The sequence below is a fragment of the Pseudomonas sp. FW300-N2A2 genome (assembly GCF_017351735.1).
In the GTDB taxonomy this organism is placed as follows: domain Bacteria; phylum Pseudomonadota; class Gammaproteobacteria; order Pseudomonadales; family Pseudomonadaceae; genus Aquipseudomonas; species Aquipseudomonas migulae.
The window spans coordinates 47651-73549 of sequence record NZ_JACNDU010000012.1; the positions used below are offsets into that span (position 1 = coordinate 47651).

The 25899-nt window shown below is 57.2% G+C and carries 28 protein-coding genes and 1 tRNA gene; 5 read left to right on the forward strand and 24 right to left on the reverse strand.

The features are described from left to right. Window positions 1–58: 58 nt before the first annotated feature. From bamB to trmJ, 18 genes are all read right to left on the reverse strand, one after another. On the reverse strand, window positions 59–1210 hold the full coding sequence (gene bamB / locus J4E42_RS16675; protein ID WP_032828591.1) for an outer membrane protein assembly factor BamB: 1152 nt from the start codon (window positions 1208–1210) through the stop codon (window positions 59–61). Continuing rightward, window positions 1203–1844, reverse strand: a complete 642-nt coding sequence (locus J4E42_RS16680; protein WP_192228439.1) for a tetratricopeptide repeat protein — start codon at window positions 1842–1844, stop codon at window positions 1203–1205. The genes bamB and J4E42_RS16680 overlap by 8 nt, the downstream gene beginning before the upstream one ends. Window positions 1845–1886: 42 nt before the next feature. Next, window positions 1887–3176, reverse strand: a complete 1290-nt coding sequence (gene hisS / locus J4E42_RS16685) for a histidine--tRNA ligase (protein WP_008042422.1) — start codon at window positions 3174–3176, stop codon at window positions 1887–1889. A gap of 23 nt (window positions 3177–3199) precedes the next feature. Then, window positions 3200–4309, reverse strand: coding sequence for a flavodoxin-dependent (E)-4-hydroxy-3-methylbut-2-enyl-diphosphate synthase (gene ispG, locus J4E42_RS16690; protein WP_007903603.1), 1110 nt, complete (start codon window positions 4307–4309; stop codon window positions 3200–3202). A gap of 3 nt (window positions 4310–4312) precedes the next feature. After that, on the reverse strand, window positions 4313–5377 hold the full coding sequence (locus tag J4E42_RS16695) for a RodZ family helix-turn-helix domain-containing protein (RefSeq protein WP_207285691.1): 1065 nt from the start codon (window positions 5375–5377) through the stop codon (window positions 4313–4315). Continuing rightward, window positions 5377–6135, reverse strand: coding sequence for a type IV pilus biogenesis/stability protein PilW (gene pilW, locus J4E42_RS16700; RefSeq protein WP_207285692.1), 759 nt, complete (start codon window positions 6133–6135; stop codon window positions 5377–5379). The genes J4E42_RS16695 and pilW overlap by 1 nt, the downstream gene beginning before the upstream one ends. A 17-nt stretch (window positions 6136–6152) precedes the next feature. Continuing rightward, the gene (rlmN, locus tag J4E42_RS16705; protein ID WP_008025507.1) at window positions 6153–7295 is read right to left on the reverse strand and encodes a 23S rRNA (adenine(2503)-C(2))-methyltransferase RlmN; all 1143 of its coding nucleotides are present in this window, start codon (window positions 7293–7295) and stop codon (window positions 6153–6155) included. 28 nt (window positions 7296–7323) lie between these two features. Then, window positions 7324–7749, reverse strand: a complete 426-nt coding sequence (ndk, locus tag J4E42_RS16710; protein WP_007916882.1) for a nucleoside-diphosphate kinase — start codon at window positions 7747–7749, stop codon at window positions 7324–7326. Between the two features lie 88 nt (window positions 7750–7837). Continuing rightward, on the reverse strand, window positions 7838–8038 hold the full coding sequence (gene iscX / locus J4E42_RS16715) for a Fe-S cluster assembly protein IscX (protein WP_008025505.1): 201 nt from the start codon (window positions 8036–8038) through the stop codon (window positions 7838–7840). Between the two features lie 14 nt (window positions 8039–8052). Then, window positions 8053–8394 carry an ISC system 2Fe-2S type ferredoxin gene (fdx, locus tag J4E42_RS16720; RefSeq protein ID WP_008025503.1) on the reverse strand — a complete coding sequence of 114 codons (342 nt, stop codon included), beginning with the start codon at window positions 8392–8394 and terminating at the stop codon, window positions 8053–8055. Continuing rightward, the gene (gene hscA, locus J4E42_RS16725; protein WP_008025501.1) at window positions 8394–10259 is read right to left on the reverse strand and encodes a Fe-S protein assembly chaperone HscA; all 1866 of its coding nucleotides are present in this window, start codon (window positions 10257–10259) and stop codon (window positions 8394–8396) included. Before hscA ends, fdx begins: the two co-directional genes overlap by 1 nt. Window positions 10260–10310: 51 nt before the next feature. Then, the gene (gene hscB / locus J4E42_RS16730) at window positions 10311–10832 is read right to left on the reverse strand and encodes a co-chaperone HscB (RefSeq protein WP_008025499.1); all 522 of its coding nucleotides are present in this window, start codon (window positions 10830–10832) and stop codon (window positions 10311–10313) included. Between the two features lie 8 nt (window positions 10833–10840). Then, entirely contained in the window at window positions 10841–11164 is a 324-nt protein-coding gene (gene iscA / locus J4E42_RS16735) for an iron-sulfur cluster assembly protein IscA (RefSeq protein ID WP_003227904.1), read from the reverse strand. Window positions 11165–11198: 34 nt separating this feature from the next. Continuing rightward, window positions 11199–11585 carry a Fe-S cluster assembly scaffold IscU gene (iscU, locus tag J4E42_RS16740; RefSeq protein ID WP_003443374.1) on the reverse strand — a complete coding sequence of 129 codons (387 nt, stop codon included), beginning with the start codon at window positions 11583–11585 and terminating at the stop codon, window positions 11199–11201. Window positions 11586–11671: 86 nt separating this feature from the next. Further along, window positions 11672–12886: an IscS subfamily cysteine desulfurase gene (locus tag J4E42_RS16745; protein WP_008025496.1), complete on the reverse strand. Its 1215-nt coding sequence runs from the start codon at window positions 12884–12886 to the stop codon at window positions 11672–11674. Window positions 12887–12936: 50 nt separating this feature from the next. Further along, window positions 12937–13428, reverse strand: coding sequence for a Fe-S cluster assembly transcriptional regulator IscR (gene iscR / locus J4E42_RS16750; protein ID WP_008042436.1), 492 nt, complete (start codon window positions 13426–13428; stop codon window positions 12937–12939). 253 nt (window positions 13429–13681) lie between these two features. Continuing rightward, window positions 13682–14458, reverse strand: coding sequence for a serine O-acetyltransferase (gene cysE, locus J4E42_RS16755; protein WP_008025494.1), 777 nt, complete (start codon window positions 14456–14458; stop codon window positions 13682–13684). A gap of 2 nt (window positions 14459–14460) precedes the next feature. Continuing rightward, window positions 14461–15231, reverse strand: coding sequence for a tRNA (cytosine(32)/uridine(32)-2'-O)-methyltransferase TrmJ (gene trmJ, locus J4E42_RS16760; protein WP_008025492.1), 771 nt, complete (start codon window positions 15229–15231; stop codon window positions 14461–14463). A gap of 146 nt (window positions 15232–15377) precedes the next feature. Here trmJ and suhB point away from each other — a divergent pair, with 146 nt between their 5' ends. Continuing rightward, a complete protein-coding gene (suhB, locus tag J4E42_RS16765; RefSeq protein ID WP_008014726.1) occupies window positions 15378–16196 on the forward strand; it encodes an inositol-phosphate phosphatase in 819 nt (272 codons plus the stop codon). A gap of 242 nt (window positions 16197–16438) precedes the next feature. Here the strand turns inward: suhB and J4E42_RS16770 are convergent, their stop codons facing one another. The 6 genes from J4E42_RS16770 to queA form a co-directional block, all read right to left on the reverse strand. Beyond that, on the reverse strand, window positions 16439–16990 hold the full coding sequence (locus tag J4E42_RS16770) for a glycine zipper 2TM domain-containing protein (RefSeq protein ID WP_008025488.1): 552 nt from the start codon (window positions 16988–16990) through the stop codon (window positions 16439–16441). Between the two features lie 132 nt (window positions 16991–17122). Continuing rightward, window positions 17123–18037: a protein translocase subunit SecF gene (secF, locus tag J4E42_RS16775; protein WP_008025485.1), complete on the reverse strand. Its 915-nt coding sequence runs from the start codon at window positions 18035–18037 to the stop codon at window positions 17123–17125. A gap of 9 nt (window positions 18038–18046) precedes the next feature. Beyond that, window positions 18047–19915: a protein translocase subunit SecD gene (secD, locus tag J4E42_RS16780; protein ID WP_008025484.1), complete on the reverse strand. Its 1869-nt coding sequence runs from the start codon at window positions 19913–19915 to the stop codon at window positions 18047–18049. Window positions 19916–19978: 63 nt separating this feature from the next. Beyond that, window positions 19979–20317 carry a preprotein translocase subunit YajC gene (yajC, locus tag J4E42_RS16785; protein ID WP_007916913.1) on the reverse strand — a complete coding sequence of 113 codons (339 nt, stop codon included), beginning with the start codon at window positions 20315–20317 and terminating at the stop codon, window positions 19979–19981. Between the two features lie 43 nt (window positions 20318–20360). After that, the gene (gene tgt, locus J4E42_RS16790) at window positions 20361–21476 is read right to left on the reverse strand and encodes a tRNA guanosine(34) transglycosylase Tgt (RefSeq protein WP_162130630.1); all 1116 of its coding nucleotides are present in this window, start codon (window positions 21474–21476) and stop codon (window positions 20361–20363) included. A 14-nt stretch (window positions 21477–21490) separates the two neighbouring features. After that, window positions 21491–22540, reverse strand: a complete 1050-nt coding sequence (gene queA, locus J4E42_RS16795) for a tRNA preQ1(34) S-adenosylmethionine ribosyltransferase-isomerase QueA (protein ID WP_008025479.1) — start codon at window positions 22538–22540, stop codon at window positions 21491–21493. 107 nt (window positions 22541–22647) lie between these two features. Here queA and J4E42_RS16800 point away from each other — a divergent pair. The 4 genes from J4E42_RS16800 to J4E42_RS16815 all read left to right on the forward strand — a co-directional run bounded on the left by J4E42_RS16800 (window position 22648) and on the right by J4E42_RS16815 (window position 25886). Then, window positions 22648–22732 (forward strand) — tRNA-Leu (locus tag J4E42_RS16800). Between the two features lie 152 nt (window positions 22733–22884). Then, window positions 22885–23214: a hypothetical protein gene (locus tag J4E42_RS16805; protein WP_207285693.1), complete on the forward strand. Its 330-nt coding sequence runs from the start codon at window positions 22885–22887 to the stop codon at window positions 23212–23214. A 213-nt stretch (window positions 23215–23427) separates the two neighbouring features. Continuing rightward, window positions 23428–24615 (forward strand): hypothetical protein, encoded by a 1188-nt coding sequence (locus J4E42_RS16810; protein WP_207285694.1) that lies wholly within the window; start codon window positions 23428–23430, stop codon window positions 24613–24615. Further along, window positions 24615–25886, forward strand: coding sequence for a hypothetical protein (locus J4E42_RS16815; protein WP_207285695.1), 1272 nt, complete (start codon window positions 24615–24617; stop codon window positions 25884–25886). The genes J4E42_RS16810 and J4E42_RS16815 overlap by 1 nt, the downstream gene beginning before the upstream one ends. Window positions 25887–25899: the final 13 nt, after the last annotated feature.

Sequence of the window (25899 nt, forward strand, 5' to 3'; positions counted from 1 at the left end):
GCTGCGAGCCCCGCAGAACGGGGCCGCTTGGGGGTTAACCCCAAGCATAGTCAAAACATTACTTGATGGTCAGGGCTTCCAGTTTGCCGCTGTTGCCATAAAGATAAATCGTGTCACCCACCACCAGCGGACGGGCACGCAGGCCGTCGCTGTCGATGCGTTCGCGGCCGACAAAACGACCGTCCACCTGGCTCAGCAGGTGCACATAGCCTTCCATGTCACCGACTGCAACATAGCTGGAGAACACTTCCGGAGCCGACAGTTGACGGCGAGCCAGCGAGTCGTTGCTCCACAAGGCTGTGGTGGAACGCTCGTCAACGCCTTCAACGGTGCCCGAAGCCAGGCTCACGTACACAGTGCCGAAGCCCTGCGCAACGCCGGCATAGCTGGAAGCATCACGCTGCCAGAGCTGACGACCGCTTTCCAGGTCCAGTGCCGCAACGCGCCCCTGATAGCTGGCGACGTACAAGGTACCGCCGGACAGCAGCAGACCACCGTCGATATCGACAACGCGCTCCAGCTCCGAACGACCTTGTGGGATCGCAACCCGCTGTTCCCACACCGGCACGCCGTTGGAGATATCGAGTGCAACCACTTTACCGGTCGACAGGCCAGCCACCGCAAGGCGGTTGGTCACGATCGGCGCACTGGTGCCACGCAGGGTCAGGACCGCAGGCGTGCTGTCATACAACCAGCGCTGGTTGCCGGTAGAGGCGTCCAGACCGATCAGACGGTCATCCTGAGTCTGAACGACCACCACGTCACCGTTGTTGGCCGGCGGCGCGAGAACTTCGCTGGACACGCGAGCGCGCCATTTCTCTTCACCGTTGGTGGCGTCCATCGCAACGATTTCGCCCTTGGTCGTACCGATCACGAGCAGGCCATAACCTACGCCAACGGCGCCGGAAACAGGCAGTTCGAGGTCTTTCTTCCATTTGACGTCGCCATTGCTGCGATCCATCGCCATCACCACGCCAGTGACGTCGGCGGCATAGATGGTATCGCCATCGATCGCCGGAACCAGCATGTTGTAGGTTTCGCCCTGACCGTCACCGATCGAACGACTCCACTGCTTTTGCAGGACCACTTCTTCTTTGAAGTCGACCAGCTCGGCAGGCGGCAATTCTTTTTTGCTGTTGCTGCTGCAACCCGCGGCCAAAACGGCCAGAGCCAGCAATGCTGCATGTTTCCAACGGATCACGTCACGCATCCCCTTTGGCCAGATCGTCCAACTTGATTTGTAGGCCACCGACTGCCGCTTCATCCGACAGTGCCGCCTTGGCTTTTTGATACGCAGCGTGCGCTTCGTCGGTACGACCCAACTGCACCAGCAGGTCGCCCTTGAGTTCTTCGCGGGTGGCGAGGAATGCTTTATCGGCATCGCCTTCGAGCAGTTTCAGGGCTTCATCGACCTTGTTCTGCGCGGCCAGTACCTGCGCCAGACGCTGACGGGCGATTTCGCCCAGTGCCGGGTTGGCCGGTTTGGCAACGATTGCTTTCAGCTCGGTGGCAGCGTCGTCCAGCTTGCCGCTGTCGACCGCGACTTTCGCCACGAACAGGCTGCCGTATTGCGCGTAGGCGCTGCCGCCAAATTCGCTGTTGAGCTTGCCGGCCAGGTCCGAAACACGGGCGGCATCAGGCTTGCCGTTGGGCGTCAGCGTGGTTTCGAGCAATTGCTGATAGAGCATCGAGGCGCCTTGCGACTGATTGCTCTGATACTTTTGAAAGGCCTGCCAGCCGAACACGATGACCAGCGCCAACAGGCCGCCAGTGACCAGGGGCTTGCCGTTGCGTGTCCACCAGTCCTTCAAATCCGCCAGCTGTTCGTCTTCGGTACTCGACACCCCAATACTCCTTAATCGCTAAATCGGCTGTTTATGACAGCTTCAACCCTGCACGACGCAGGTGGCCAGGTGTGCAGCAAGCGCATCCCAGGCAATGCTTTGTTGTTCGCCCTGGCCACGCAGGGGTTTGAAACCTACCACTTGCTGGGCCATTTCGTCGTCACCGAGGATCAGCGCGTACAGCGCACCGCTCTTGTCGGCCTTCTTGAATTGACTTTTGAAGCTGCCGGCGCCGGCATTGATCTGCAGACGCAGGTTGGGCAACTGATCGCGCACCTTCTCGCTCAACGTCAGGGCCGCCAGTTCGGCAGCCTCGCCGAATGCGCAGAGATAGACGTCGACCTGACGGGAGATCTCTTCCGGGATCTGCTCCAGGGTTTCAAGCAGCAGCACCAGGCGCTCGATGCCCATGGCGAAACCAACGCCCGGGGTCGGCTTGCCGCCCATCTGTTCCACCAGACCGTCGTAGCGGCCGCCGGCACACACGGTGCCTTGAGCGCCCAACTTGTCGGTGACCCACTCGAAAACCGTCTTGCTGTAGTAATCCAGCCCGCGTACCAGCTTCGGGTTGATCACGTAAGGAATACCGGCGGCGTCCAGGCGAGCCTTGAGGCCCTCGAAGTGCACGCGGGATTCGTCGTCGAGGTAGTCGGCCATTTTCGGCGCGTCGACCAGGATCGCTTGAGTGTCGGCGTTCTTGGTGTCCAGAACGCGCAACGGGTTGGTCTTCAGACGGCGCTGGCTGTCTTCGTCGAGCTTGTCCAGGTGAGCGGACAGGAACTCGACCAGCGCTTCGCGATAACGACCACGGGATTCGCTGGTGCCCAGGCTGTTGAGTTCGAGCTTGACCGCATCACGGATGCCCAGCTCGCCCCACAGGCGCCAGGTCAGCACGATCAGCTCGGCGTCGATGTCCGGACCGTCGAGGTTGAACACTTCGACTCCGATCTGGTGGAACTGGCGATAACGGCCTTTCTGCGGACGTTCGTGGCGGAACATCGGGCCGATGTACCAGAGTTTCTGCACCTGGCCGCCGCCAGTGATGCCGTGCTCGAGCACCGCACGCACGCAAGCCGCCGTGCCTTCAGGGCGCAGGGTCAGCGAATCACCGTTACGGTCTTCGAAGGTGTACATCTCTTTTTCGACGATGTCGGTCACTTCACCGATCGAGCGCTTGAACAGCTCGGTGAACTCGACGATCGGCATGCGGATCTGCTTGTAACCGTAGTTATCCAGCAGACGCGAAACGGTGCCCTCGAAATGACGCCACAGGGGAGTCTGTTCGGGCAGGATGTCGTTCATGCCACGAATGGCTTGCAGAGACTTGCTCACTTTAAATCCTTAAATTCGTTCGATCAGCCGCGAGCGATTACAGCTGCGTCAGCTTCGACCTTCTCGGCCGCTTTCTGGCGGATCAAGCGTTCAAGCTCATCCACCAGATTGTCATTCGTCAGTTTCTGCGACGGCTTGCCGTCGATGTAAATCAGGTTTGGCGTGCCGCCGGTCAAGCCGATATGGGCTTCCTTGGCTTCGCCCGGCCCGTTGACCACGCAACCGATGACCGCGACATCCAGCGGCACCAGCAGATCTTCGAGGCGCCCTTCCAGTTCGTTCATGGTCTTGACCACATCGAAGTTCTGCCGCGAGCAGCTCGGGCAGGCGATGAAGTTGATGCCACGGGAACGCAGGTGCAGGGATTTGAGAATGTCGTAGCCGACTTTCACTTCCTCGACCGGGTCGGCCGCCAACGAGATGCGGATAGTATCGCCAATCCCTTCGGCGAGCAGCATACCGAGGCCCACGGCGGATTTCACTGTGCCTGAACGCAAACCACCGGCTTCGGTGATGCCCAAGTGCAGCGGCTGGACGATTTCCTTGGCCAGCAAGCGGTAAGCGGCGACGGCCATGAACACGTCGGAGGCTTTCACGCTGACCTTGAAGTCCTGGAAGTTCAGGCGCTCAAGGTGCTCGACGTGACGCAAGGCGGATTCGACCAGCGCGGCCGGGGTCGGCTCGCCGTATTTCTTTTGCAGGTCTTTTTCCAGGGAACCGGCGTTGACGCCGATGCGGATCGGAATCCCGCGATCACGGGCGGCATCGACCACCGCACGCACGCGGTCTTCACGACCGATGTTGCCCGGGTTGATCCGCAGGCAATCAACGCCCAGTTCGGCTACGCGCAAAGCGATCTTGTAGTCGAAGTGGATGTCGGCCACCAACGGCACTTTGACCAGTTGCTTGATCTTGCCGAAGGCTTCGGCGGCGTCCATGTCCGGCACGGAAACCCGCACGATATCAACACCAGCGGCTTCCAGACGATTGATCTGGGCAACGGTGGCGGCAACGTCATTGGTGTCGCTGTTGGTCATGCTCTGCACAGCGATGGGCGCATCGCCGCCAACAGGCACGTTACCGACCCAGATTTTCCGGGATTCGCGACGCTTGATTGGAGATTCGCCGTGCATGACTTATTGACCCAACTTCAGGCGAGCAGTCTCGCCACTGGTGAATGGAGCGACATCAACCACCTGACCGTTGTAGCTGACCTGCGCGCCACGGGCGAAGCCCAGACGCACGGCAAACGGCGGCTTACCACTGAGGGAAACGGTTTCGCCTTTGCGCTTGAGACCACTGAGCAGCACTTTGCCAGTGCCGTCGGTGACTTGTGTCCAGCAATCAGCGGTGAATTGCAGTTGAACCTGGCCTTGGCCGGCAACCGGAGCAGCCGGAGCAGCCGCTGCCGGAGCAGGAATGGTCGGCGTTACCGAGGCAGTTGCAGGCGGGGTCGACACAACCGGAGCCGTCGGGGCCGCAGGCGCGACAACTGGCGCGGTGCTGTGCGCCGGGGCAACGGGTGCCGGAGCAGCCGGCGCGGTGTTATGTGTCGGTGCAACTGGCGCCGGGGTAGCCGGAGCGGTCGGAGCGACCACAGGCGTAGCCGGCTCAGCTTCAGTCGAAGTCTCGGCTTGCGGCAATGCGAGAGCGGTCGAACTTTCAGCCTGACCTTCCGCGACAGCCTGGTCTTCCGGCTCGTCCAGCGGATGGATCTGGGTGGTGCCGTCGGCGCCTTCGACTTCAACGTGCTCCGGGCTCAGGCTGATCAGGTCCTTGGTGCGCAATGAGGTTTGATCCTGCCACCAGATGAAACCGCCGCCGATCACCGCGATCAGCAACAGCAAGCTGACGATTCGCAAAATAGTGTGGGAAACCCGAACCGGCTCTTCGATGCGACCCAGGCTGTGGACGTTGGCGCCCTGGGAGTCGGTACCGGTGGACTGGTCGAATTGCTGAACCAGAACGGTCTGGTCCATGCCGAGCAATTTGGCGTAGGCGCGAATATAACCGCGGGCAAAGGTATGCCCCGGCAGCTTGTCGAATGCGCCGGCTTCCAGATTACTCAGGGAATTAACGGTGAGGTTGAGCTTGAGGGCCACTTCGGCCAGCGACCAGCCATTGCTTTCGCGGGCCTGGCGCAAGGTTTCACCGGGGTTAACGCGATTCGCTGCTACAACTTCGGGATGCGCCGCTTTCATCATTGCTCCGACAGGTATTGCTGATATTCCGGCGTACCGGGATAGAGTCGTTTTAGTTGCAGGCCATAACTGGCTGCCTTGTCGCGATCTTCGAACACTTTTGCCAGCCGAACGCCGAGCAATAGACTACGTGCATTTTGCTCGGTGAGCAGGCTAAAACGGTCGTAATAGTCACGCGCGGGCACATAATGCCTGTCTTCGTAAGACAACTCAGCCATTTCCAGCAATGCACGGGGTTGCTGACGGTTCAAACGCAAAGCTTTTTCCAGCTGCTGCTGGGCCAGATCACGCTGGCCAAGCTTGGAAGCGGTCATGCCCAGGTTCTCGAACACTCGCGAACGCTCAGGATACAGGGTATCGGCAGCGGCTTGCTCGAAGCGCTCGTAAGCCTCTTTGTAACGTTTCTGTTCGAAAAGAAAACTGCCGTAATTATTCAGGATACGGGCATCGTTGGGGCGGGAAGAAAGCGCCTTGCGAAAGTGCTCATCCGCCAGCTCCGGCTCCATCTCGGCCTGAAACACCAGACCCAATGCGGCATTGGCGTCAGGATCCGAACCGTCCAGCTCCAAGGCCTTTTTCAGCGGGACCTTGGCGCGTTCGGTCATGCCCTGCTGCAAATAGCCCAAGCCCAGTTGCACGTAGGCAACTCGCGCTTCATCGCGGCCCTTGCTGGTCTTCATCGGATTGAAATCGCCCGACAGGACGCAGCCAGCACAAAGACTGGCCAACAGCAAAAGCAGCGCAAAGCGCAGGGACATAGAGATCCTCTCTTGAATTATTTCGCAGCGTTCGAAGCCATATCGTTGTCGGCGCTCAACTCGCGCACGGCGATATAACGTTCACTGCGACGGGTGCGATCCAGCACCTGCCCTACCAATTGGCCACACGCGGCATCGATGTCTTCACCGCGGGTGGTGCGTACGGTGACATTGAAACCTGCATGGTGAAGCTGATCCTGGAAACGACGAATCGCATTGTTGCTCGGACGCTCGTAACCGGAATGCGGGAACGGGTTGAACGGAATCAGGTTGATCTTGCACGGGATGTTCTTGAGCAACTCGATCATCTCAACGGCATGTTCAACCTTGTCGTTGATGTCCTTGAGCAAGGTGTACTCGATAGTCAGCACGCGTTTTTCGCCCAGGGACGACATGTAGCGCTGGCACGACTCGAGCAGCATCTTAAGCGGATATTTCTTGTTGATCGGCACCAATTGGTTACGCAATGCGTCATTCGGTGCGTGCAGGGACAACGCCAGGGAGACGTCGATGTGCTTGGACAGCTCATCGATCATCGGCACCACGCCGGAGGTCGACAGGGTCACACGGCGCTTGGAAATGCCGTAACCCAGGTCGTCCATCATCAGATGCATGGCCGCAACGACGTTGTCGAAGTTCAGCAGCGGCTCGCCCATGCCCATCATCACCACGTTGGTGATGGCACGGTCGGCGGTCGCCGGGATGCTGCCGAACGATTTATTGGCAATCCACACCTGGCCGATGACTTCGGCGGCGGTGAGGTTGCTGTTGAAACCTTGCTTGCCGGTAGAGCAGAAACTGCAATCCAGGGCACAGCCTGCCTGGGACGAAACGCACAGAGTGCCGCGTTTGCCCTGGGGAATGTAAACGGTCTCGACGCAGCTGCCGGACGCCACGCGCACCACCCACTTACGGGTGCCGTCGGTGGAAATGTCCTCGCTGACGACTTCAGGACCGCGAACTTCGGCAATGGCCTTGAGCTTGTCGCGCAGGGCCTTGCTGACGTTCGTCATGGCGTCGAAATCATCGACGCCAAGGTGGTGAATCCATTTCATTACCTGACCGGCACGGAAACGCTTCTCCCCGATTGAGTCGAAGAATTTTTCCATTTCCTGTTGAGTCAGACCCAGCAGGTTGGTTTTTACAGTCGATGTAGTCATGGATTCACCTTCACTCTTAAGCCAATGCTTAGCGAGTGGTTACTTCAGTAGCTGCGAAGAAGTACGAGATTTCGCGAGCAGCAGCGGCTTCGGAGTCCGAACCGTGTACAGCGTTGGCGTCGATGGAATCAGCGAAGTCAGCACGGATGGTGCCGGCAGCAGCTTCTTTAGGGTTGGTAGCGCCCATCAGCTCACGGTTCAGAGCGATAGCGTTTTCGCCTTCCAGAACCTGAACAACAACAGGACCGGAGATCATGAAAGCAACCAGGTCGCCGAAGAAACCACGAGCGCTGTGCTCAGCGTAGAAGCCTTCAGCTTCGGCTTTGGACAGTTGCTTCAGTTTCGAAGCTACAACGCGCAGGCCTGCTTTTTCGAAACGAGTGGTGATCTCGCCGATGACGTTTTTAGCAACAGCGTCAGGCTTGATGATGGAGAAAGTACGTTGAACAGCCATGGTGTAACTCCAGAAACGGTAATTTGTGAAAAATTAAACCCGCGAATTATACGCGGGTTCTTGGGTATTGCCTAACCTGCAGCGTGGCTCAGTCGCGTTCTTCGATCCAGTGGGCCTGAATGGCCTCGAGGATCTTTTCGCCACAATGCTCAGGCAGGTCGTCGAACTCGGGCAATTCCATCACCCACTTGCGCAGATCGACGAAGTTGACCGACAAAGGGTCAACATCGGGCTTGCTTTCAGCCAGCTGGATTGCGATTTCCAGCACATCAGTCCACTTGAGACTCATGACAGTTCCTTGAATCAGTGCGGCGCTTCGGCGGCGTGGTTGAGCGAATACTTCGGAATCTCGATGGTCAGGTCTTCAGTCCCGACGATCGCCTGGCAGGCCAGACGCGATTGAGCTTCCAGACCCCAGGCACGATCGAGGAAATCTTCTTCCAGTTCATCCGCTTCTTCCAGCGAATCAAACCCTTCTCGAACGATGCAGTGACAAGTGGTACAGGCGCAAACGCCGCCACAGGCACTTTCCATCTCGATGTGGTGCTCATGGGCCAGCTCGAGAATCGATGTACCGGGCTCAGCCTCGACCACCATGCCTTCCGGGCAAAACTTCTCGTGTGGCAGAAAAATGACCTGCGGCATCAGTTATCCTCGATTTCATTCAGATTGCGCCCCGCCAGCGCGGCTTTCACCGTCGAGTCCAGGCGGCGGGCAGCAAAGGCGTCGGTGACTTGCGACAGACGCTTGGTCTGCTGCTCAATGGCGTATCCATCGGCACCTTTCATCAGTTCGGTCAGTTCCTGCATCTGCAATTCGATGACCATGCGCTCCTCAGCGTCGAGCAAACGCTCGCCGTCGGCTTCGAGAGCGGCTTGCACCGCTTCGATCAGGCGCTGGGCATCGACCTGCTGCTCACGCAGCACACGGGCGACCTTGTCGTCGTTGGCGTGCTGGAACGAATCCTTGAGCATCTTGGCGATTTCGCCGTCGGTCAGGCCGTAGGACGGCTTGACCTGAATGCTTGCTTCAACACCCGAACCCAACTCACGGGCCGAGACGCTGAGCAGACCGTCGGCGTCAACCTGGAAGGTCACGCGGATCTTCGCTGCACCGGCGACCATCGCCGGAATGCCGCGCAACTCGAAGCGTGCCAGGGAGCGGCAGTCACTGATCAGCTCGCGCTCACCCTGCAACACGTGGATCGCCATGGCCGACTGGCCATCTTTGTACGTGGTGAAATCCTGGGCACGAGCGACGGGAATGGTGGTGTTGCGCGGAATCACCTTCTCCATCAGGCCGCCCATGGTTTCCAGCCCCAGGGACAACGGAATCACGTCGAGCAACAGCAGTTCGCCGCCATCGCGCTTGTTGCCGGCCAGCGTATCGGCCTGGATCGCAGCACCGATGGCCACCACTTGATCCGGGTCGATTTCAGTCAGCGGCTGGCGACCGAAGGCTTCGGCGACGGCTTCGCGAACGCGAGGCACACGCGTCGAACCGCCAACCATGACCACCGCGTGCACGTCTTCCAGCTCGACGCCGGAATCACGCACCGCGCGACGGCAGGCTTTCAGGCTGCGAGCAACCATCGGCTCGATCAGCGCATTGAAAGCTTCGCGAGTCAGCTCGGCTTTCCAGTCGCCATAAGCGACTTCAACGGCCGCAACATTGGTCAGCGCTTCCTTGGCCGCGCAGGCAGTTTGCAGCAGGTTACGTTGCGCACCCGGATCGAGATCAGCGGACAAACCGGCGCTCTCGATGATCCAGCCGGCAATCGCATGGTCGAAGTCATCGCCGCCCAGGGCGCTGTCGCCGCCGGTGGCCAGCACTTCGAACACACCGCCGGTCAGGCGCAGAATCGAAATATCGAAGGTGCCGCCGCCCAGGTCATAAATCGCGACCAGGCCTTCAGCATGTTGATCCAGACCGTAAGCCACGGCAGCGGCGGTCGGCTCATTGAGCAAACGCAGCACGTTCAGGCCGGCCAGTTTGGCCGCGTCCTTGGTGGCTTGACGCTGAGCATCGTCGAAATAGGCCGGAACGGTGATCACCGCACCCACCAGCTCGCCACCCAATGTCGCTTCAGCGCGCTGACGCAATACCTTGAGGATATCGGCGGAGACTTCGACCGGGCTTTTCGGCCCTTGAATGGTTTCGATGAACGGCATGTGCGACTCGCCACCGACAAAGCGGTACGGCAGTTGCTCGCCCAATTGCTTGACGTCGGACAGACCACGACCCATCAAGCGCTTGACCGACAGCACGGTGTTCAACGGATCGGTAGCGGCAGCCAGCTTGGCCGACTCGCCCACTTCGACGCGATCGGCGTGGTAACGCACGGCGGACGGCAGGATGACCTGCCCGTCAGCGTCGGCCAGAGGCTCGGAAAGACCACTGCGCAATGCAGCGACCAGCGAATTGGTAGTGCCCAAGTCGATCCCCACAGCCAGACGACGCTGGTGCGGTTGAGGACTTTGGCCGGGTTCGGCGATCTGCAGTAGGGCCATCGTGATCAGGACTTATCTGTATATCAGGCGTGCGACCGGAGCGGCACTGGGTTAATCGTCGAGGCGCTCTTCTAACTGGCGCACTTCGTAGGTGAGCTTGTCGAGGAACTGCATGCGCCGCATCAGGCGTTCGGCCTGTTCACGTTGCGCTGCATCATTCCAACAGGCTGCGAAACTGTCGTTCAGTTTTTCCTGAGCAACTTTCAAACGACGCTTGAAGACCGCAACGCCATTCAGGTCGGCGCTGTCCTGCAGGTCTTCGAGCTCTTCGCGCAACTCCATCTGTTGCAGAAGAAACTCCGGATCATGCACCGTGACCTCCAGCGGCAGCTCGCCACCATTCAGGGCGAGCAGGTATCGCGCGCGCTTCGGGGGACTTTTGAGCGTCTGGTAGGCCTCGTTGAGGCTCGCGGATTGCTCTAGCGCCAGCCGTTGCTCGCGCTCGGAAGCGTCCGCAAAACGGTCCGGATGAACACTGCGCGCCAACTCACGGTAGCGCGTAGCCAGCTGGTCGAGGTCCAGATTGAAACTCGGTTGCAGCTCGAATAAAGCGAAATGACAAGGAGTACCCACAAGAAGCCTCAGATGTTGAAGCTTTCGCCGCAGCCACATTCACCGCGTACGTTGGGGTTGTTGAACTTGAAGCCTTCGTTCAACCCTTCCTTGACGAAATCGAGCTCGGTGCCGTCCAGGTAGGCCAGGCTTTTCGGGTCGATGATCACTTTCTCGCCGTGACTTTCGAACACCTGATCCTCGGCAACCACCTCGTCGACAAACTCCAGCACATAGGCAAGGCCGGAACAGCCCGTGGTGCGAACACCCAGACGAATCCCTTCACCTTTGCCGCGCCCGTCGAGGGAGCGTCGCACGTGTCGAGCAGCCGCTTCTGTCATGCTGATAGCCATCGGTGACTCCTTACTCGTCGCAAAATCTTGAAAATCAGATCAAGCCTTTCTTCTGCTTGTAGTCGCGAACGGCCGCTTTGATAGCGTCTTCAGCGAGTACGGAGCAGTGAATTTTCACCGGCGGCAGAGCCAGTTCTTCGGCCAGTTGAGTGTTTTTGATGGTCTCTGCTTCATCCAGAGTCTTGCCTTTCATCCACTCGGTCGCCAGGGAGCTGGAGGCGATAGCCGAACCGCAACCGTAGGTCTTGAACTTGGCGTCTTCGATGATGCCTTGCTCGTTGACCTTGATCTGCAGGCGCATCACGTCGCCGCACGCCGGAGCGCCGACCATGCCGGTGCCGACATCCGGGTCTTCCGCGTCCATCTTGCCGACGTTACGCGGGTTTTCGTAGTGGTCGATGACCTTTTCGCTGTAAGCCATGATTCTTAATCCTCACTCATCAGAGAGTCGCTCTTGAAGCCCTGCCTACCTTAAGTTTACAGGGCCTGGTTTGCGGCGACTTGAAATCAGTGTGCCGCCCACTCGATTTTCGAAATGTCGACACCGTCTTTGTACATGTCCCACAGCGGCGACAGAGCGCGCAGCTTGGTAACGGCCTCGCAGACTTTCTGCGCGGCGTAGTCGATTTCTTCTTCGGTGGTGAAACGACCGAAGGTGAAGCGGATCGAGCTGTGTGCCAGTTCGTCGTTGCGGCCCAGGGCGCGCAGTACGTACGAAGGCTCCAGCGAAGCCGAGGTGCAAGCCGAACCGGACGAAACAGCCAGATCCTTGAGCGCCATGATCAGCGACTCGCCTTCAACGTAGTTGAAGCTCAGGTTCAGGTTGTGCGGAACGCGGGCGGTCATGCTGCCGTTGACGTACAGCTCTTCCAGGTCTTCGACCTGCTTGAAGAAACGGTCGCTCAAGGCTTTGATGCGCACGTTCTCGGCAGCCATGTCTTCCTTGGCTACGCGGAAGGCTTCACCCATGCCGACGATCTGGTGGGTCGCCAGGGTGCCGGAACGCATGCCGCGCTCGTGACCGCCGCCGTGCATGGTCGCTTCGATGCGCACACGCGGCTTGCGGCTGACGTACAGCGCGCCGATGCCTTTAGGGCCATAGGTTTTGTGGGCGGAGAACGACATCATGTCGACTTTCAGCTTCTGCAGGTCGATCTCGACCTTGCCGGTGGACTGAGCGGCGTCGACGTGGAACAGGATCCCTTTGGAGCGGGTCAGTTCGCCGATGGCTGCGATGTCGTTGATGGTGCCAATTTCGTTGTTCACGTGCATGACCGAAACCAGGATGGTGTCGTCACGCAGTTCAGCTTCGATCATTTCCGGCGTAACCAGACCGTCAGTGCGAGGCTCGATGTAGGTCACTTCGAAACCTTCACGCTCCAGTTGGCGCATGGTGTCGAGGACAGCCTTGTGCTCAATCTTGGTGGTGATCAGGTGTTTGCCCTTGGTCGCATAGAAATGCGCCGCACCCTTGATTGCCAGGTTGTCGGACTCGGTGGCACCGGAGGTCCAGACGATTTCACGCGGATCGGCGTTGACCAGGTCTGCGACCTGACGACGGGCGTTTTCGACGGACTCTTCAGCTTTCCAGCCGAACACGTGGGAACGGGACGCCGGGTTACCGAAGTTTCCGTCGACCAGCAGGCATTCACTCATTTTTTGCGCAACACGCGGATCAACCGGGGTGGTCGCAGAGTAATCAAGGTAAATCGGCAATTTCATGGACTATCTCCTAAATCAGGCTGGCTGGCGTGCCGCTAGCTCTTTGGCTGTCATTCGACGGCGGACGCTTCAATCTTGTCCAGGCGTGGCGTCTTGCTGTTGCAACGACGCTGGTCCTGACGCTGGGCTACTTCTTGTACCTCACGGCGAGTAACAAGATCAGCCAAGCTGATACCGCTCAGAAATTCGTGGATCTGCAGGCTCAGGTCGCACCACAGGTGGTGGGTCAGACAGGTGTCGCCTTGATGGCAATCGCCCTGCCCCTGGCACTTGGTGGCATCAACCGATTCGTTTACCGCATCGATCACCTGGGCGACCTGGATGCCCTGCATGTCGCGGGACAGCTGGTAACCGCCGCCCGGACCGCGGACGCTGGACACCAGATTGCTGCGGCGCAATTTGGCGAAAAGCTGTTCGAGGTAGGACAGGGAGATGCCTTGGCGCTCGGAGATATCGGCCAGGGACACGGGCCCGTGCTGCGCATGCAACGCCAGATCAAGCATGGCGGTCACGGCGTATCGGCCTTTTGTAGTCAGTCGCATGGACAATTACCACGGAGTTCGGAATGGGGCGAGTATGCAATTCCCGAGTATTTAAGTCAACTATAAGACCTAGTACTTTAGTCAGGTTTACCCGCAAAAGAGCGGCCGCATCATAACAAAGGCTGGGCGGTTACAGCCAGCAATTGCGCGTTATCGTTCTTCGCGGGCAAGTCGGATCGCCGCCCGCTCGCTCCTACAGGATTAACGAAACCCTTGTAGGAGCGAGGCTTGCCCGCGAAGGGGTCGACTCGGTCTAGCTGGCCTGGCTCTGATCCTTGTCCTTCACACACGCAAAGTCTTCTTCGCGCAGCTCAGGCAGATCTTTCGCACAGTAATTACTGCCCAGATCCTTCAACGCCCCGCACATCCCCTCCAGACGACCATCAACAGCCTGCAGGTGATCGAGCAATTGGTTAATGGCACGCGCCACCGGGTCCGGCATGTCTTCGCCAACACCGTAGGCATCGAAACCGATCTTCTCGGCCATGGCCTTGCGCTTGGCGTCCTGCTCTTCATCGGATTTGACGATGATCCGCCCTGGAATGCCGACCACTGTTGCACCGGGCGGCACAGCCTTGGTCACCACGGCATTTGAACCGACCTTGGCGCCGGCACCCACGGTGAACGGGCCGAGCACCTTGGCACCAGCCCCCACCACCACACCGTCTTCCAGTGTCGGGTGACGCTTGCCTTTATTCCAGCTGGTGCCGCCCAGCGTCACACCCTGATAAAGGGTGACGTCGTTGCCGATCTCGGCGGTTTCACCGATGACAATGCCCATGCCATGGTCAATGAAGAACCGACGACCGACCTTGGCGCCCGGATGGATCTCGATCCCGGTCAACCAGCGACCGAAGTTCGACACCAGCCGCGCCAGCCATTTCAGCTCGGCGCGCCACAAGGCTGCCGACAACCGGTGGATCCAGATGGCGTGCATGCCCGGGTAGCAAGTCAGGACTTCAAAAGCGTTACGCGCCGCCGGGTCACGATGGAAAACACTCTGGATATCTTCACGCAAACGCTCGAACATCATTAATCCTTCCGCTTTAGAAGCTCACCACGGGCCGCTTTCTGGGTTTCCGTGAGGATGCCACGCAATATATTCATTTCCGCCCGGCTGACCGAGCTTCGTCCGTACAACCGACGCAGGCGCGCCATCAAGTGCCGTGGCTTTTCAGGATCGAGGAATTCGATGGCCACCAGGGTTTGCTCCAGGTGCTCATAGAACCGCTCCAGCTCATCCATGGTCGCCAGCTCAGCGCTTTTGACCGATGCCACTTCTTCCTTCTCGACCTTGCTCGGCTGGCCTTGGGCCGCCAGCCAGGACATGCGCACTTCATAGCTCAACACCTGCACCGCCGCCCCAAGGTTCAGCGAACTGAACTCAGGGTCTGATGGGATGTGCACGTGATAATGACATCGCTGCAGCTCTTCATTGGTCAGGCCGGAATCTTCACGACCAAATACCAAGGCGATTTCGGCGCCCTGCCCGGCTTCCTCGACCACTTTCGTCCCGCATTCGCGGGGATCGAGCAGCGGCCAGGGAATGCGCCGGTCACGGGCGCTGGTGCCGAGCACCAGATTGCAGCCGACCAAGGCATCTTCCAAAGTGGCGACGACTTGCGCGTTTTCAAGGATGTCCCCGGCGCCAGATGCACGGGCATCGGCTTCGTGGTGCGGGAACAACCGTGGTTCGACCAGCACCAGCCGCGACAGGCCCATGTTCTTCATGGCACGCGCAGCCCCGCCGATATTGCCGGGGTGGCTGGTATTGACCAGGACGACACGAATGTTTTGCAGCACGGGAGGCGTTCTCGAACACAATAATCGGGAGCCGAATCTTACAGCTCAACCTACCGTTAAGCTATGAAAGCGAACACTGACCTTCACCTGTAGAAAAGTTCTGATAGAATGCCCGGCTTTCTTTAACAACCTTAGGTGACACATCCATGCAGCCCATGCTGAATATCGCGCTGCGCGCCGCCCGCAGCGCCAGTGAATTGATCTTCCGCTCCATCGAGCGCCTGGATACCATCAAGGTCGACGAAAAAGACGCCAAGGATTACGTATCCGAGGTGGATCGCGCCGCTGAACAGAAAATCATCGACGCGCTGCGCAAGGCTTACCCGAACCACTCGATCATGGGTGAAGAAACCGGCATGCACGCCGGCACTGGGATCGAAGGCGAAGAATACCTGTGGATCATCGATCCGCTGGACGGCACCACCAACTTCCTGCGCGGCATTCCTCACTTCGCTGTCAGCATCGCCTGCAAATACCGCGGTCGCCTGGAACACGCTGTTGTTCTGGACCCGGTTCGCCAGGAAGAATTCACCGCCAGCCGTGGTCGCGGCGCTCAACTGAACGGTCGTCGCCTGCGCGTCAGCGGCCGCACCAGCCTGGACGGCGCCCTGCTGGGTACCGGCTTCCCGTTCCGTGACGACCAGATGGACAACCTCGACAACTACCTGGGCATGTTCCGCGCCCTGGTTGGCCAGACCGCCGGCATCCGCCGCGCTGGCTCGGCGAGCCTGGACCTGGCCTACGTGGCTGCCGGCCGTTTCGACGCTTTCTGGGAGTCGGGCCTGTCCGAGTGGGACATGGCTGCAGGCGCCCTGCTGATCCAGGAAGCTGGCGGCTTGGTGAGCGACTTCACCGGCGGTCACGATTTCCTTGAGAAAGGCCACATCGTTGCCGGTAACACCAAGTGCTTCAAGGCAGTGCTGACGGCGATCCAGCCGCACCTGCCGGCCTCGCTGAAGCGCTAAGCTGCCAGCGACAAAAAAGCACCCTGCGGGGTGCTTTTTTTATGCCTGGAATTCGCCCTCAAGAACACCGCATATCCCTGTAGGAGCCGGCTTGCCGGCGATAACGGTCTGACATTCAACATTTATGTCGACAGTTATACCGCTATCGCCGGCAAGCCGGCTCCTACAGGGGTTGCGTGAATTTTGGGTACAAAAAAGCACCCCGAAGGGTGCTTCTTTTTCAGCGGCTGACAATCAGCTCATCAATGCGCCTGTTCATTCTGCGTCAGGATCAACTTACCTTCCTTATCCACCGGAATCTGGTTGCCCGGATCACGATCCATCCGCACCTTGCCTTCCTTGCCGTCCAGCGAATAACGAACGTCGTACCCAACAACCTTGTCGCTGATGTCATTCACCGTGTTACAGCGAGTTTGCGTCGTGGTGTAGGTGTCACGCTCTTGCATGCCCTCCTGAACCTTGTTGCCGGCGTAACCACCACCGACCGCGCCCGCAACCGTGGCAATTTTCTTGCCGGTGCCGCCGCCGATCTGGTTACCCAGCAGACCGCCTGCCAGCGCACCCACCACCGTACCGGCAATCTGGTGTTGATCTTTCACCGGCGCTTGCCGGGTGACCGCTACATCCTTGCACACTTCACGTGGAGTCTTGATTTGCGTCTTGACCGGCTCAACGGCGAGCACTTGCGCATACTCGGGACCGTTATTTTTTACCAGGCTGTAGGTGGCCACAGCACCCCCGGCAGTCACACCGACAGCACCCAGTACAGCACCAACCAGCATCGACTTGTTCACATGAACCTCCTGACCATCACATGCGGGATAAACCCGTGCTTCTCCCAGCCTTGGAGCATAAAAAAAGGCGCGAGTTCAACTCGCGCCTTTTTGGACTACATCGCTGGGGAACTGCTCTGGACTAGAGAGTCCTCAAGGACGGTCGTCGACTTCCTTCTCGGTATTCACCGTCGGGATCAGGTCTTCGGAACTCAGGTTCAGCCAGATCAACACCACGTTGGCGATGTAGATCGACGAATAAGTACCCGCCAGAACACCCACCAGCAGCGCCAGGGAGAAGCCGTAGAGGTTGTCACCACCGAAGAACAGCAGTGCCGCAATCGCCAACAAGGTAGAAACCGACGTCGCGATAGTCCGCAGCAGGGTTTGCGTGGTCGAGATGTTGATGTTCTCGATCAGGCTGGCCTTGCGCAGTACACGGAAGTTCTCACGAACCCGGTCAAATACCACGATGGTGTCGTTGAGCGAGTAACCGATGATCGCCAGTACCGCCGCCAGCACCGTCAGGTCGAAGGTGATCTGGAAGAACGACAGGATACCGATGGTCACGATCACGTCGTGAATCAAGGACACGATCGCACCGACGGCGAATTTCCACTGAAAGCGGAACGCCAGGTAGATCAGGATGCCGCCCAGCGCCATCAGCATGCCGAGGCCGCCCTGGTCGCGTAGTTCTTCACCCACCTGCGGGCCGACGAACTCGACGCGCTTGACCGTCGCCGGGTTATCGCCGCCGACCTTCTGCAACGCCGCTGCCACCTGGTGACCCAGCTGCGGATCTTCGCCAGGCATGCGCACCAGCAGATCGGTAGTCGCTCCGAAGTTCTGCACGATGGCTTCGTGATAACCGGACGAAACCAGCTGCTCACGCACCTTGGTGACGTCGGCCGGACGCTCGTAGGTCAGCTCGATGAGCGTACCGCCGGTGAAGTCCAGCCCCCAGTTCATGCCTTTGTGGAAGACACTGAAAATGGCCAGCGCAGTAAGGAACAATGTGACGCCGAACGCGAAGTTGCGAACGCCCATGAAGTTGATTGTACGTAACATGGCAGCCCCTTAAATCCACAACTTCTTGAAGTCACGACCGCCGAAGATCAAGTTGACCATCGCGCGGGTGACCATGATGGCCGTGAACATCGAAGTCAAAACCCCGAGGGACATGGTCACTGCGAAGCCTTTGACCGGACCTGTACCCATGGCAAACAGGATCCCGCCCACCAGCAAGGTGGTCAGGTTGGCGTCGAGAATCGCCGTGAATGCGCGACCGAAACCTTCGTTGATTGCCCGCTGTACGGTCATGCCCGCCGCGATCTCTTCACGAATCCGCGAGAAGATCAGTACGTTGGCGTCGACCGCCATACCCATGGTCAATACGATACCGGCGATACCCGGCAGGGTCAGCGTTGCACCCAGCAGCGACATCAGTGCCAGCAGCAGCACCATGTTCACACCCAGCGCAACGGTGGCGATGATGCCGAAGAAGCGATAGATGGCGATGATGAACAGCGAGACAAACAGCATGCCCCACAGCGATGCATCGATACCTTTGGTGATGTTGTCCGCACCCAGGCTCGGGCCAATGGTGCGTTCTTCAGCGAAGTACATCGGCGCCGCCAGACCACCGGCACGCAACAGCAGCGCCAGTTCGGACGATTCGCCCTGGCCGTTCAGGCCAGTGATGCGGAATTGAGCACCCAGCGGCGACTGAATGGTCGCCAGGCTGATGATCTTCTTCTCTTCCTTGAACGACTGCACCGCCACGTCTTTCTCGACGCCATCAACCACTTGCTTGGTGTAAGTGGTAACCGGACGCTGCTCGATGAAGATCACCGCCATGCTGCGACCGACGTTCGAACGGGTTGCGCGGCTCATCAGCTCGCCACCGTGGCCATCCAGACGGATGTTCACCTCTGGCGTGCCGTGCTCGCCGAAGCCAGCCTTGGCGTCAGTTACCTGGTCGCCGGTGATGATCAGGCCACGCTCGATCAGCGCAGGAGGACGATTGCCTTCACGGAACTCGAAGGATTCGGAAGTGGCTTTCGAAGCGCCAGGCTCAGCAGCCAGACGGAACTCAAGGTTGGCCGTCTTGCCGAGGATACGCTTGGCTTCTGCGGTGTCTTGTACGCCCGGCAGCTCAACCACGATGCGGTTGGCGCCCTGACGCTGAACGATCGGTTCGGCAACACCCAGCTCGTTGACGCGGTTACGTACCGTGGTCAAGTTCTGCTTGATGGAGTATTCGCGGATTTCCGCCAGCTTGGCCGGGGTCATCGCCAGACGCAGCACCGCCTGACCATTGAGGTCGGCCGGAACAATGTCGAAATCGTTGAAGTTCTTGCGGATCAGCGCACGGGCCTGTTCACGGGAAGCTTCATCAGAGAAGCCCAGCTGAATGGCACCGCCCAGTTGCGGCAGGCTGCGATAGCGCAGTTTCTCTTTACGCAACAGGCTCTTTACATCGCCCTCGTACACTTTCAAGCGTGCGTCGAGGGCTTTGTCCATGTCCACTTCGAGCAGGAAGTGCACACCACCGGACAAGTCCAGACCCAGCTTCATCGGGTGCGCGGCCAGGCTGCGCAGCCATTGCGGGGTGGTTTGTGCCAGGTTCAGAGCAACGACGTAGTCATCACCCAACGCCTTACGCACGACGTCCTTGGCAGGCAACTGGTCTTCAGCCTTGACCAGACGAATCAGACCGCCCTTGCCGTTGGTCGCCAGCGTGGCCGCCTTGACGTTGATCCCGGATTCCTTGAGCGCAGCGCTCACTCGATCCAGATCAGCCTGATTGACCTGCAGCGCAGTGCTTGCACCGCTGACCTGAATGGCCGGGTCATCAGGATATAGATTGGGAGCGGAATAAATCAGACCGATCGCCAGCACCGCCAGGATCAGAATGTATTTCCACAGAGGGTATTTGTTCAGCATCACGCCGCCCGCTTATGACGCGGGGCGCCTTGCGCGCCCCGTCGATTGAGTAGAAGTTGAAACTTAGATCGCTTTCAGCGTGCCTTTTGGCAGCGTGGCGGCAATGGCGCCTTTCTGGAACTTCATTTCGACGGTGTCGGAAACTTCCAGAACCACGAAATCGTCAGCCACTTTAGTGATCTTGCCGGCGATGCCGCCGGTGGTCACAACTTCGTCGCCTTTTTGCAGGCTGCTCAGCAGGTTCTTCTGCTCTTTGGCGCGCTTGGCCTGTGGACGCCAGATCATCAGGTAGAAGATGACCAGGAAACCGACCAGGAAAATCCACTCAAAACCGCCACCCATTGGGCCGGCAGCGGCCGGTGCAGCGGCGTCAGCCATGGCATTCGAGATAAAAAAGCTCATTTAGCACTCCAGTTGCAAATGTTGAATCTTGGGGTCAGAAAACTCAGTCCAAAGGCGGAACAGGTAACCCGCGTTTGGCGTAGAAGGCATCGACAAAGGCGGCCAATGTACCCTGTTGAATAGCCTCGCGCAAACCAGCCATAAGCACTTGATAATGACGCAAGTTATGGATGGTATTGAGCATGCTTCCCAGCATTTCGCCGCACTTGTCCAGGTGATGCAGATAAGCGCGAGAGAAGTTCTGGCAGGTATAGCAATCGCAGGTCGGATCGAGCGGCGAATCATCATGGCGATGGAACGCGTTACGGATCTTCAGCACGCCAGTATCAATGAACAGATGCCCATTGCGGGCATTACGGGTTGGCATCACGCAATCGAACATGTCCACACCGCGGCGCACACCCTCAACCAGATCTTCCGGTTTGCCAACGCCCATAAGGTAACGAGGTTTGTCAGCCGGCATCTGACCCGGCAGGTAATCCAGCACCTTGATCATCTCGTGCTTCGGCTCGCCCACCGACAAACCGCCGATAGCCAGGCCATCAAAGCCGATCTTGTCGAGGCCTTCCAGCGAACGCATACGCAAATCCTGGTGCATGCCGCCCTGAACGATGCCGAACAGCGCCGCCGTGTTGTCGCCATGGGCATTTTTCGAACGCTGGGCCCAACGCAACGACAGTTCCATCGACACGCGAGCGACGTCTTCGTCAGCCGGGTACGGCGTGCATTCGTCGAAAATCATCACGATGTCCGAGCCCAGGTCGCGCTGGACCTGCATCGACTCTTCCGGCCCCATGAACACTTTGGCGCCGTCGACCGGAGAAGCGAAGGTCACGCCCTCCTCCTTGATCTTGCGCATCGCACCCAGGCTGAACACCTGAAAACCGCCGGAGTCTGTAAGAATCGGGCCTTTCCACTGCATGAAATCGTGCAGGTCGCCGTGCTTCTTGATCACTTCGGTGCCAGGACGCAGCCACAAGTGGAAGGTGTTGCCCAGAATGATTTCCGCGCCGGTCGCGGTGATGTCCCGCGGCAGCATGCCCTTCACGGTGCCGTAAGTACCGACCGGCATGAAGGCCGGGGTCTCGACGGTACCGCGCGGGAAGGTCAAGCGACCGCGACGAGCCTTGCCGTCAGTAGCAAGCAACTCAAACGACATACGACTTTGGCGACTCATTCTTTGTCCTCAGGGCCACGTGGTGCGGGATTACGGGTGATAAACATCGCATCACCGTAGCTGAAAAAGCGGTATTCATGCTCAACGGCGGCTTTATAAGCGGCCATGGCTTCGGGATAACCGGCGAACGCCGAAACCAGCATCAACAGCGTGGATTCGGGCAAATGGAAGTTGGTGACCAGGGCATCGACCACATGAAACGGCCGGCCCGGGTAGATAAAGATGTCCGTGTCGCCACTGAACGGCTTGAGCACGCCATCGCGCGCGGCACTTTCCAGCGAACGCACGCTGGTAGTCCCCACCGCCACCACACGCCCACCGCGAGCGCGGCACGCCGCAACGGCATCGACCACGTCCTGGCCGACTTCCAGCCATTCGCTGTGCATGTGATGGTCTTCGATCTTCTCGACCCGCACCGGCTGGAACGTGCCCGCGCCAACGTGCAAGGTCACGAACGCCGTCTCGACGCCCTTGGCCGCAATCGCCTCCATCAGCGGCTGATCGAAATGCAGCCCCGCCGTCGGCGCCGCCACCGCGCCCAGGCGCTCGGCGTACACCGTCTGATAACGCTCGCGGTCCGAGCCTTCATCCGGGCGGTCTATATAAGGAGGCAACGGCATGTGCCCGACGCGGTCGAGCAACGGCAACACCTCTTCGGCGAACCCCAACTCGAACAACGCATCGTGACGCGCCAGCATTTCAGCCTCGCCACCGCCATCGATCAGGATCTTCGAACCCGGCTTCGGCGACTTGCTGGAGCGCACATGGGCCAGCACGCGATGACTGTCGAGCACCCGCTCCACCAGGATTTCCAGCTTGCCGCCGGAAGCCTTCTGGCCAAACAGCCGCGCCGGAATCACCCGGGTATTGTTGAACACCATCAAATCGCCCGGGCGCAAATGCTCAAGCAAATCAGTGAATTGACGGTGTGCCAGGGCGCCGCTGACCCCATCAAGGGTCAACAGGCGACTGTTGCGACGCTCGGCCAAAGGGTGGCGAGCAATCAGCGAATCAGGGAGTTCGAAAGTAAAGTCAGCAACGCGCATGATGGGGTTCGTCTAGCAGGGCCCGGAAGTCTAGCCGAAATAGTGAAAATTCTCTATGTACCTGATTGACCGACGGTAATCTCATCTCTATACTTCGCCGCCATTGAGCCCTGATGGCGGAATTGGTAGACGCGGCGGATTCAAAATCCGTTTTCGAAAGGAGTGGGAGTTCGAGTCTCCCTCGGGGCACCAAAATTAAGAAAGGTCTTGCATTGCAAGGCCTTTTTTTTCGCCTGCGATAAAGTGGTTGGCCTCCCGCCGACCTGTAGGAGCCGGCTTGCTGGTGATGCTTTTGACCTTCTCGCTTGTTTCGGCGGGCACGACAATTCTCAAGGATTCATCCCATGGAACTGCTGCTGGAAACTGTTGCTCTGTTCTGTCTCAAGCTGGCTTATGAGACGGAGGGGTCGAGTCCGATTTTACGGGATGATCCGATCATGAGTGATTATGAGCGGGAGGTGTTTGGGTTGTTGGTGCGGCGGGGGGATGTTGAGGGGATTCAGGTGAAGGTGGGTGAGTGTGTGGGGTTGGCGCTGAAGGCCATTGGGGGTGTGGATAAACCGTTGGGGCGGGAGTTGGGGAGGTTGGCGAGTGAATTGGCCGGGATTCAGACGATGGAGCAGCTTCATGGTCCGCTCATCGCGCTCAAGGACTATCTGAAAGACATTCTATGAATGAAGACGGGCGGCCTAAAAAACAGGAACGTCTGATAGCGGGCTACGTTGATCGCCACGCCTTATCCAACAATAAATCTGCCCCCCTTTCCGATGGCGTTGCGCTACCATCTCGTATCTAGGGGTAGCAATGGGGGGTTAGCCGCTTTTGACATTGCTGCCCACCCCCAAACGGAACGTCTGACTTGTAAGAATAAAAAAATGGAGAATTCGATGTTTGTTCACAAAATGGAAGACAGTAGGATTAATTGCATTTCAATCCTTACAAGCATGCCTACGATTGAATACCTAACTATTATAGATGGCGTTTATAAAGATAAGGGTGGAATCGACGGACAACGTAGTGCCCTTAAAACTAAAACAGCCATAACAATTCGAAATCGAATGGTAGACGACATCAAATCCGGAGCTATTTTACCCCCTATTGTTATCGGGATAATGGCAAAAGGAAATGAAATGGACATAATTCGGAGCATTCAAAATCCGAATGAGCTCATAAAATATGTCAGCGAGCTTGAAATCGGCAGAGTCTCCATTATTGATGGCATGCAAAGAACAACAGCAATCATTGATGCACATCGTGAATCACCACTCGAAGCGAATCACGAAACAAGAGTTGAGTTCTGGGTAGCAAATAACGTCAACTCGTTAATATATCGTATGCTAGTACTAAATACTGGACAAGTTCCTTGGGATATCGGCCGTCAACTCGAAACAGTATACTGGCAACTAATCCTACAAATTAAGGAATCACTTGGAGAAAACGTCACTATATTCCTAGCCGACAGCAAAAAACGCAGATCTCAGCCCGGGCAATACCAAAGCAAAAACATAGTAGAGCTTTTTCTTTTATTCTCCTCTAGAAAAAGCGAGGTAGAAATTAAGGACAAAATCTCGGAAGACTTTGTTCGACTGGATGCCATTGAAACCACATCAAACAATGAAATCCTTGAATTCTTCATTAAAACCGTAGCACTTATGAGCAAATTAGATCGGGAATTTGCAAGACTTTTAACAGATCAAGGTGCAGCACAACCTGAGTCTGAACGAATAAACAACGGGAAAGATGTATTTAAGAGCTTTCCTGCTATGGCTGGTTTTTGTGCAGCTTGTGCAATTGCGGTACTGGATGAACCAGGCTTCCCCATTGATATACGCTCCGCCCACACAAAAATGGAAGAGGTTGAAAAATCGATTAACGGGCTATGCGCGAAAATATCCGACCACACTCAAGATCAACTTAATAATTTCATGCAGCTTGAACTTCTCAATGAAAAATTGAAACAGCGCAGTAGTCAGGTTGGGCGATTTGAAAGGGAGTTTTTCAGAAAAGCATTTGCCTCTATGATTAGAAACTCAGATCGGCTAGAAACCTTGGAACCGTGCTGGATGGCTCATTAATGGCGGTTGAGATCGGCGGATTAATGGCAGCCGCATTTACAGAGCTTTTGTCGGCAGGTGGAGCCGTTAGCGGCGACTACAAACTTCTTAAAACTACGCAGATAAGTGATGACCGCAGGATCGACCAGTACCGTAGGATTAAGGATCTTTGTGGACAGCGGCCCGAAATTATACATCTGCACAACGACGGGTTCATTGTAAGATTTAAGTGCGAAAACGATTTTTATTTAATTCTAAAAACCGAGGACTTGACAGAAACTGAGATTCGTAAAACTTCCGACTACTTAGCAACCTTCGGCCTTTCCGATCACGAAATGGAGGAATGCTTTTTTCTTTACCTAAGGCTCCACTTAAACAAACTATTCAAAGTCAAAAAAATACGTAGAGACGTCGACCGCGCAAGGGACATACTGGAAGTATCCGTAGAGCCAGGGTACGCCGGACATGACATATATGATCTTATAACCTATCACGAAAACCTTAACATATATAAAATCGATCAAAACAGTACATTCTCAACCGACGAAATGTGGCAAATCGCCTCAAATATCGCTTGCAATCTTTCTGGTTACAGATCCGTCTTGATTGAAGAAAGCACAGCTCAAGAAATGCTTTCAATATCAGACATCGCCCCGCATCTTTCAGAAAACGTATACACCGCGCTAACCTCCATTCACTGGAAGTATACTTTTTTTGAACTATACAAATGCTTGGAGGCCTTATTTTTCTTACCTTGGGGCATGTCGACAAAAAATGCGTTTCAGTTAAAGCTTACAGCTTTAGAATCTCACCGCGCAGTTATGAAGATCACATCCTTTCGGGAAAAAGAAGCCGAATCAGTGGTAAAACTCTTTGAAATGCTCGACGACTCTATCGTTGCCAATGCCAAAGCTGGGACGATAATATCGTTCCGAAGTCTCGCACTGGATGGTGCAGAAGATAAACTCACCGCATCTAAGCAGTCGATAGGGCGTAGGATTTACAAAATAAGGAACACTTTAGTTCACCAGGAGGACTATGAGGACAGAGACCCCTTAGACCTTGAAAATGAAAACTGGAGTGAGCTCATAAAATTCTTATGCGAATCCATAAAGTACCTGTATGGTAATTACAGATCAGATTTAGATATAAGACAAACCACTACCTCAACTGAAGTCACTGGTTCATCTTTTACATTAGCTCTAATTCCATCGACAAGCGAACAAACTTTTACTCCTATTTCGCCCGATGCCTTTAACGACTTACCGGCTCGAGTTGATGTATGGGATTAAAATGGGGGCGGTT

Bases quoted from the DNA above. Each gene is read 5' to 3' on its own strand.
- queA (WP_008025479.1), bottom strand. From the start codon at position 22,540: ATGCGCGTTGCTGACTTTACTTTCGAACTCCCTGATTCGCTGATTGCT.
- rlmN (WP_008025507.1), bottom strand. From the start codon at position 7,295: ATGACTACATCGACTGTAAAAACCAACCTGCTGGGTCTGACTCAACAG.
- suhB (WP_008014726.1), top strand. From the start codon at position 15,378: ATGCAGCCCATGCTGAATATCGCGCTGCGCGCCGCCCGCAGCGCCAGT.
- ispG (WP_007903603.1), bottom strand. From the start codon at position 4,309: ATGCACGGCGAATCTCCAATCAAGCGTCGCGAATCCCGGAAAATCTGG.
- iscU (WP_003443374.1), bottom strand. From the start codon at position 11,585: ATGGCTTACAGCGAAAAGGTCATCGACCACTACGAAAACCCGCGTAAC.
- pilW (WP_207285692.1), bottom strand. From the start codon at position 6,135: ATGTCCCTGCGCTTTGCGCTGCTTTTGCTGTTGGCCAGTCTTTGTGCT.
- J4E42_RS16805 (WP_207285693.1), top strand. From the start codon at position 22,885: ATGGAACTGCTGCTGGAAACTGTTGCTCTGTTCTGTCTCAAGCTGGCT.
- fdx (WP_008025503.1), bottom strand. From the start codon at position 8,394: ATGCCGCAGGTCATTTTTCTGCCACACGAGAAGTTTTGCCCGGAAGGC.
- bamB (WP_032828591.1), bottom strand. From the start codon at position 1,210: ATGCGTGACGTGATCCGTTGGAAACATGCAGCATTGCTGGCTCTGGCC.
- J4E42_RS16745 (WP_008025496.1), bottom strand. From the start codon at position 12,886: ATGAAATTGCCGATTTACCTTGATTACTCTGCGACCACCCCGGTTGAT.
- J4E42_RS16810 (WP_207285694.1), top strand. From the start codon at position 23,428: ATGTTTGTTCACAAAATGGAAGACAGTAGGATTAATTGCATTTCAATC.
- yajC (WP_007916913.1), bottom strand. From the start codon at position 20,317: ATGAGCTTTTTTATCTCGAATGCCATGGCTGACGCCGCTGCACCGGCC.
- secD (WP_008025484.1), bottom strand. From the start codon at position 19,915: ATGCTGAACAAATACCCTCTGTGGAAATACATTCTGATCCTGGCGGTG.
- iscX (WP_008025505.1), bottom strand. From the start codon at position 8,038: ATGAGTCTCAAGTGGACTGATGTGCTGGAAATCGCAATCCAGCTGGCT.
- tgt (WP_162130630.1), bottom strand. From the start codon at position 21,476: ATGTCGTTTGAGTTGCTTGCTACTGACGGCAAGGCTCGTCGCGGTCGC.
- iscA (WP_003227904.1), bottom strand. From the start codon at position 11,164: ATGGCTATCAGCATGACAGAAGCGGCTGCTCGACACGTGCGACGCTCC.
- J4E42_RS16695 (WP_207285691.1), bottom strand. From the start codon at position 5,377: ATGAAAGCGGCGCATCCCGAAGTTGTAGCAGCGAATCGCGTTAACCCC.
- secF (WP_008025485.1), bottom strand. From the start codon at position 18,037: ATGTTACGTACAATCAACTTCATGGGCGTTCGCAACTTCGCGTTCGGC.
- cysE (WP_008025494.1), bottom strand. From the start codon at position 14,458: ATGTTCGAGCGTTTGCGTGAAGATATCCAGAGTGTTTTCCATCGTGAC.
- J4E42_RS16815 (WP_207285695.1), top strand. From the start codon at position 24,615: ATGGCGGTTGAGATCGGCGGATTAATGGCAGCCGCATTTACAGAGCTT.
- iscR (WP_008042436.1), bottom strand. From the start codon at position 13,428: ATGCGACTGACTACAAAAGGCCGATACGCCGTGACCGCCATGCTTGAT.
- ndk (WP_007916882.1), bottom strand. From the start codon at position 7,749: ATGGCTGTTCAACGTACTTTCTCCATCATCAAGCCTGACGCTGTTGCT.
- hscA (WP_008025501.1), bottom strand. From the start codon at position 10,259: ATGGCCCTACTGCAGATCGCCGAACCCGGCCAAAGTCCTCAACCGCAC.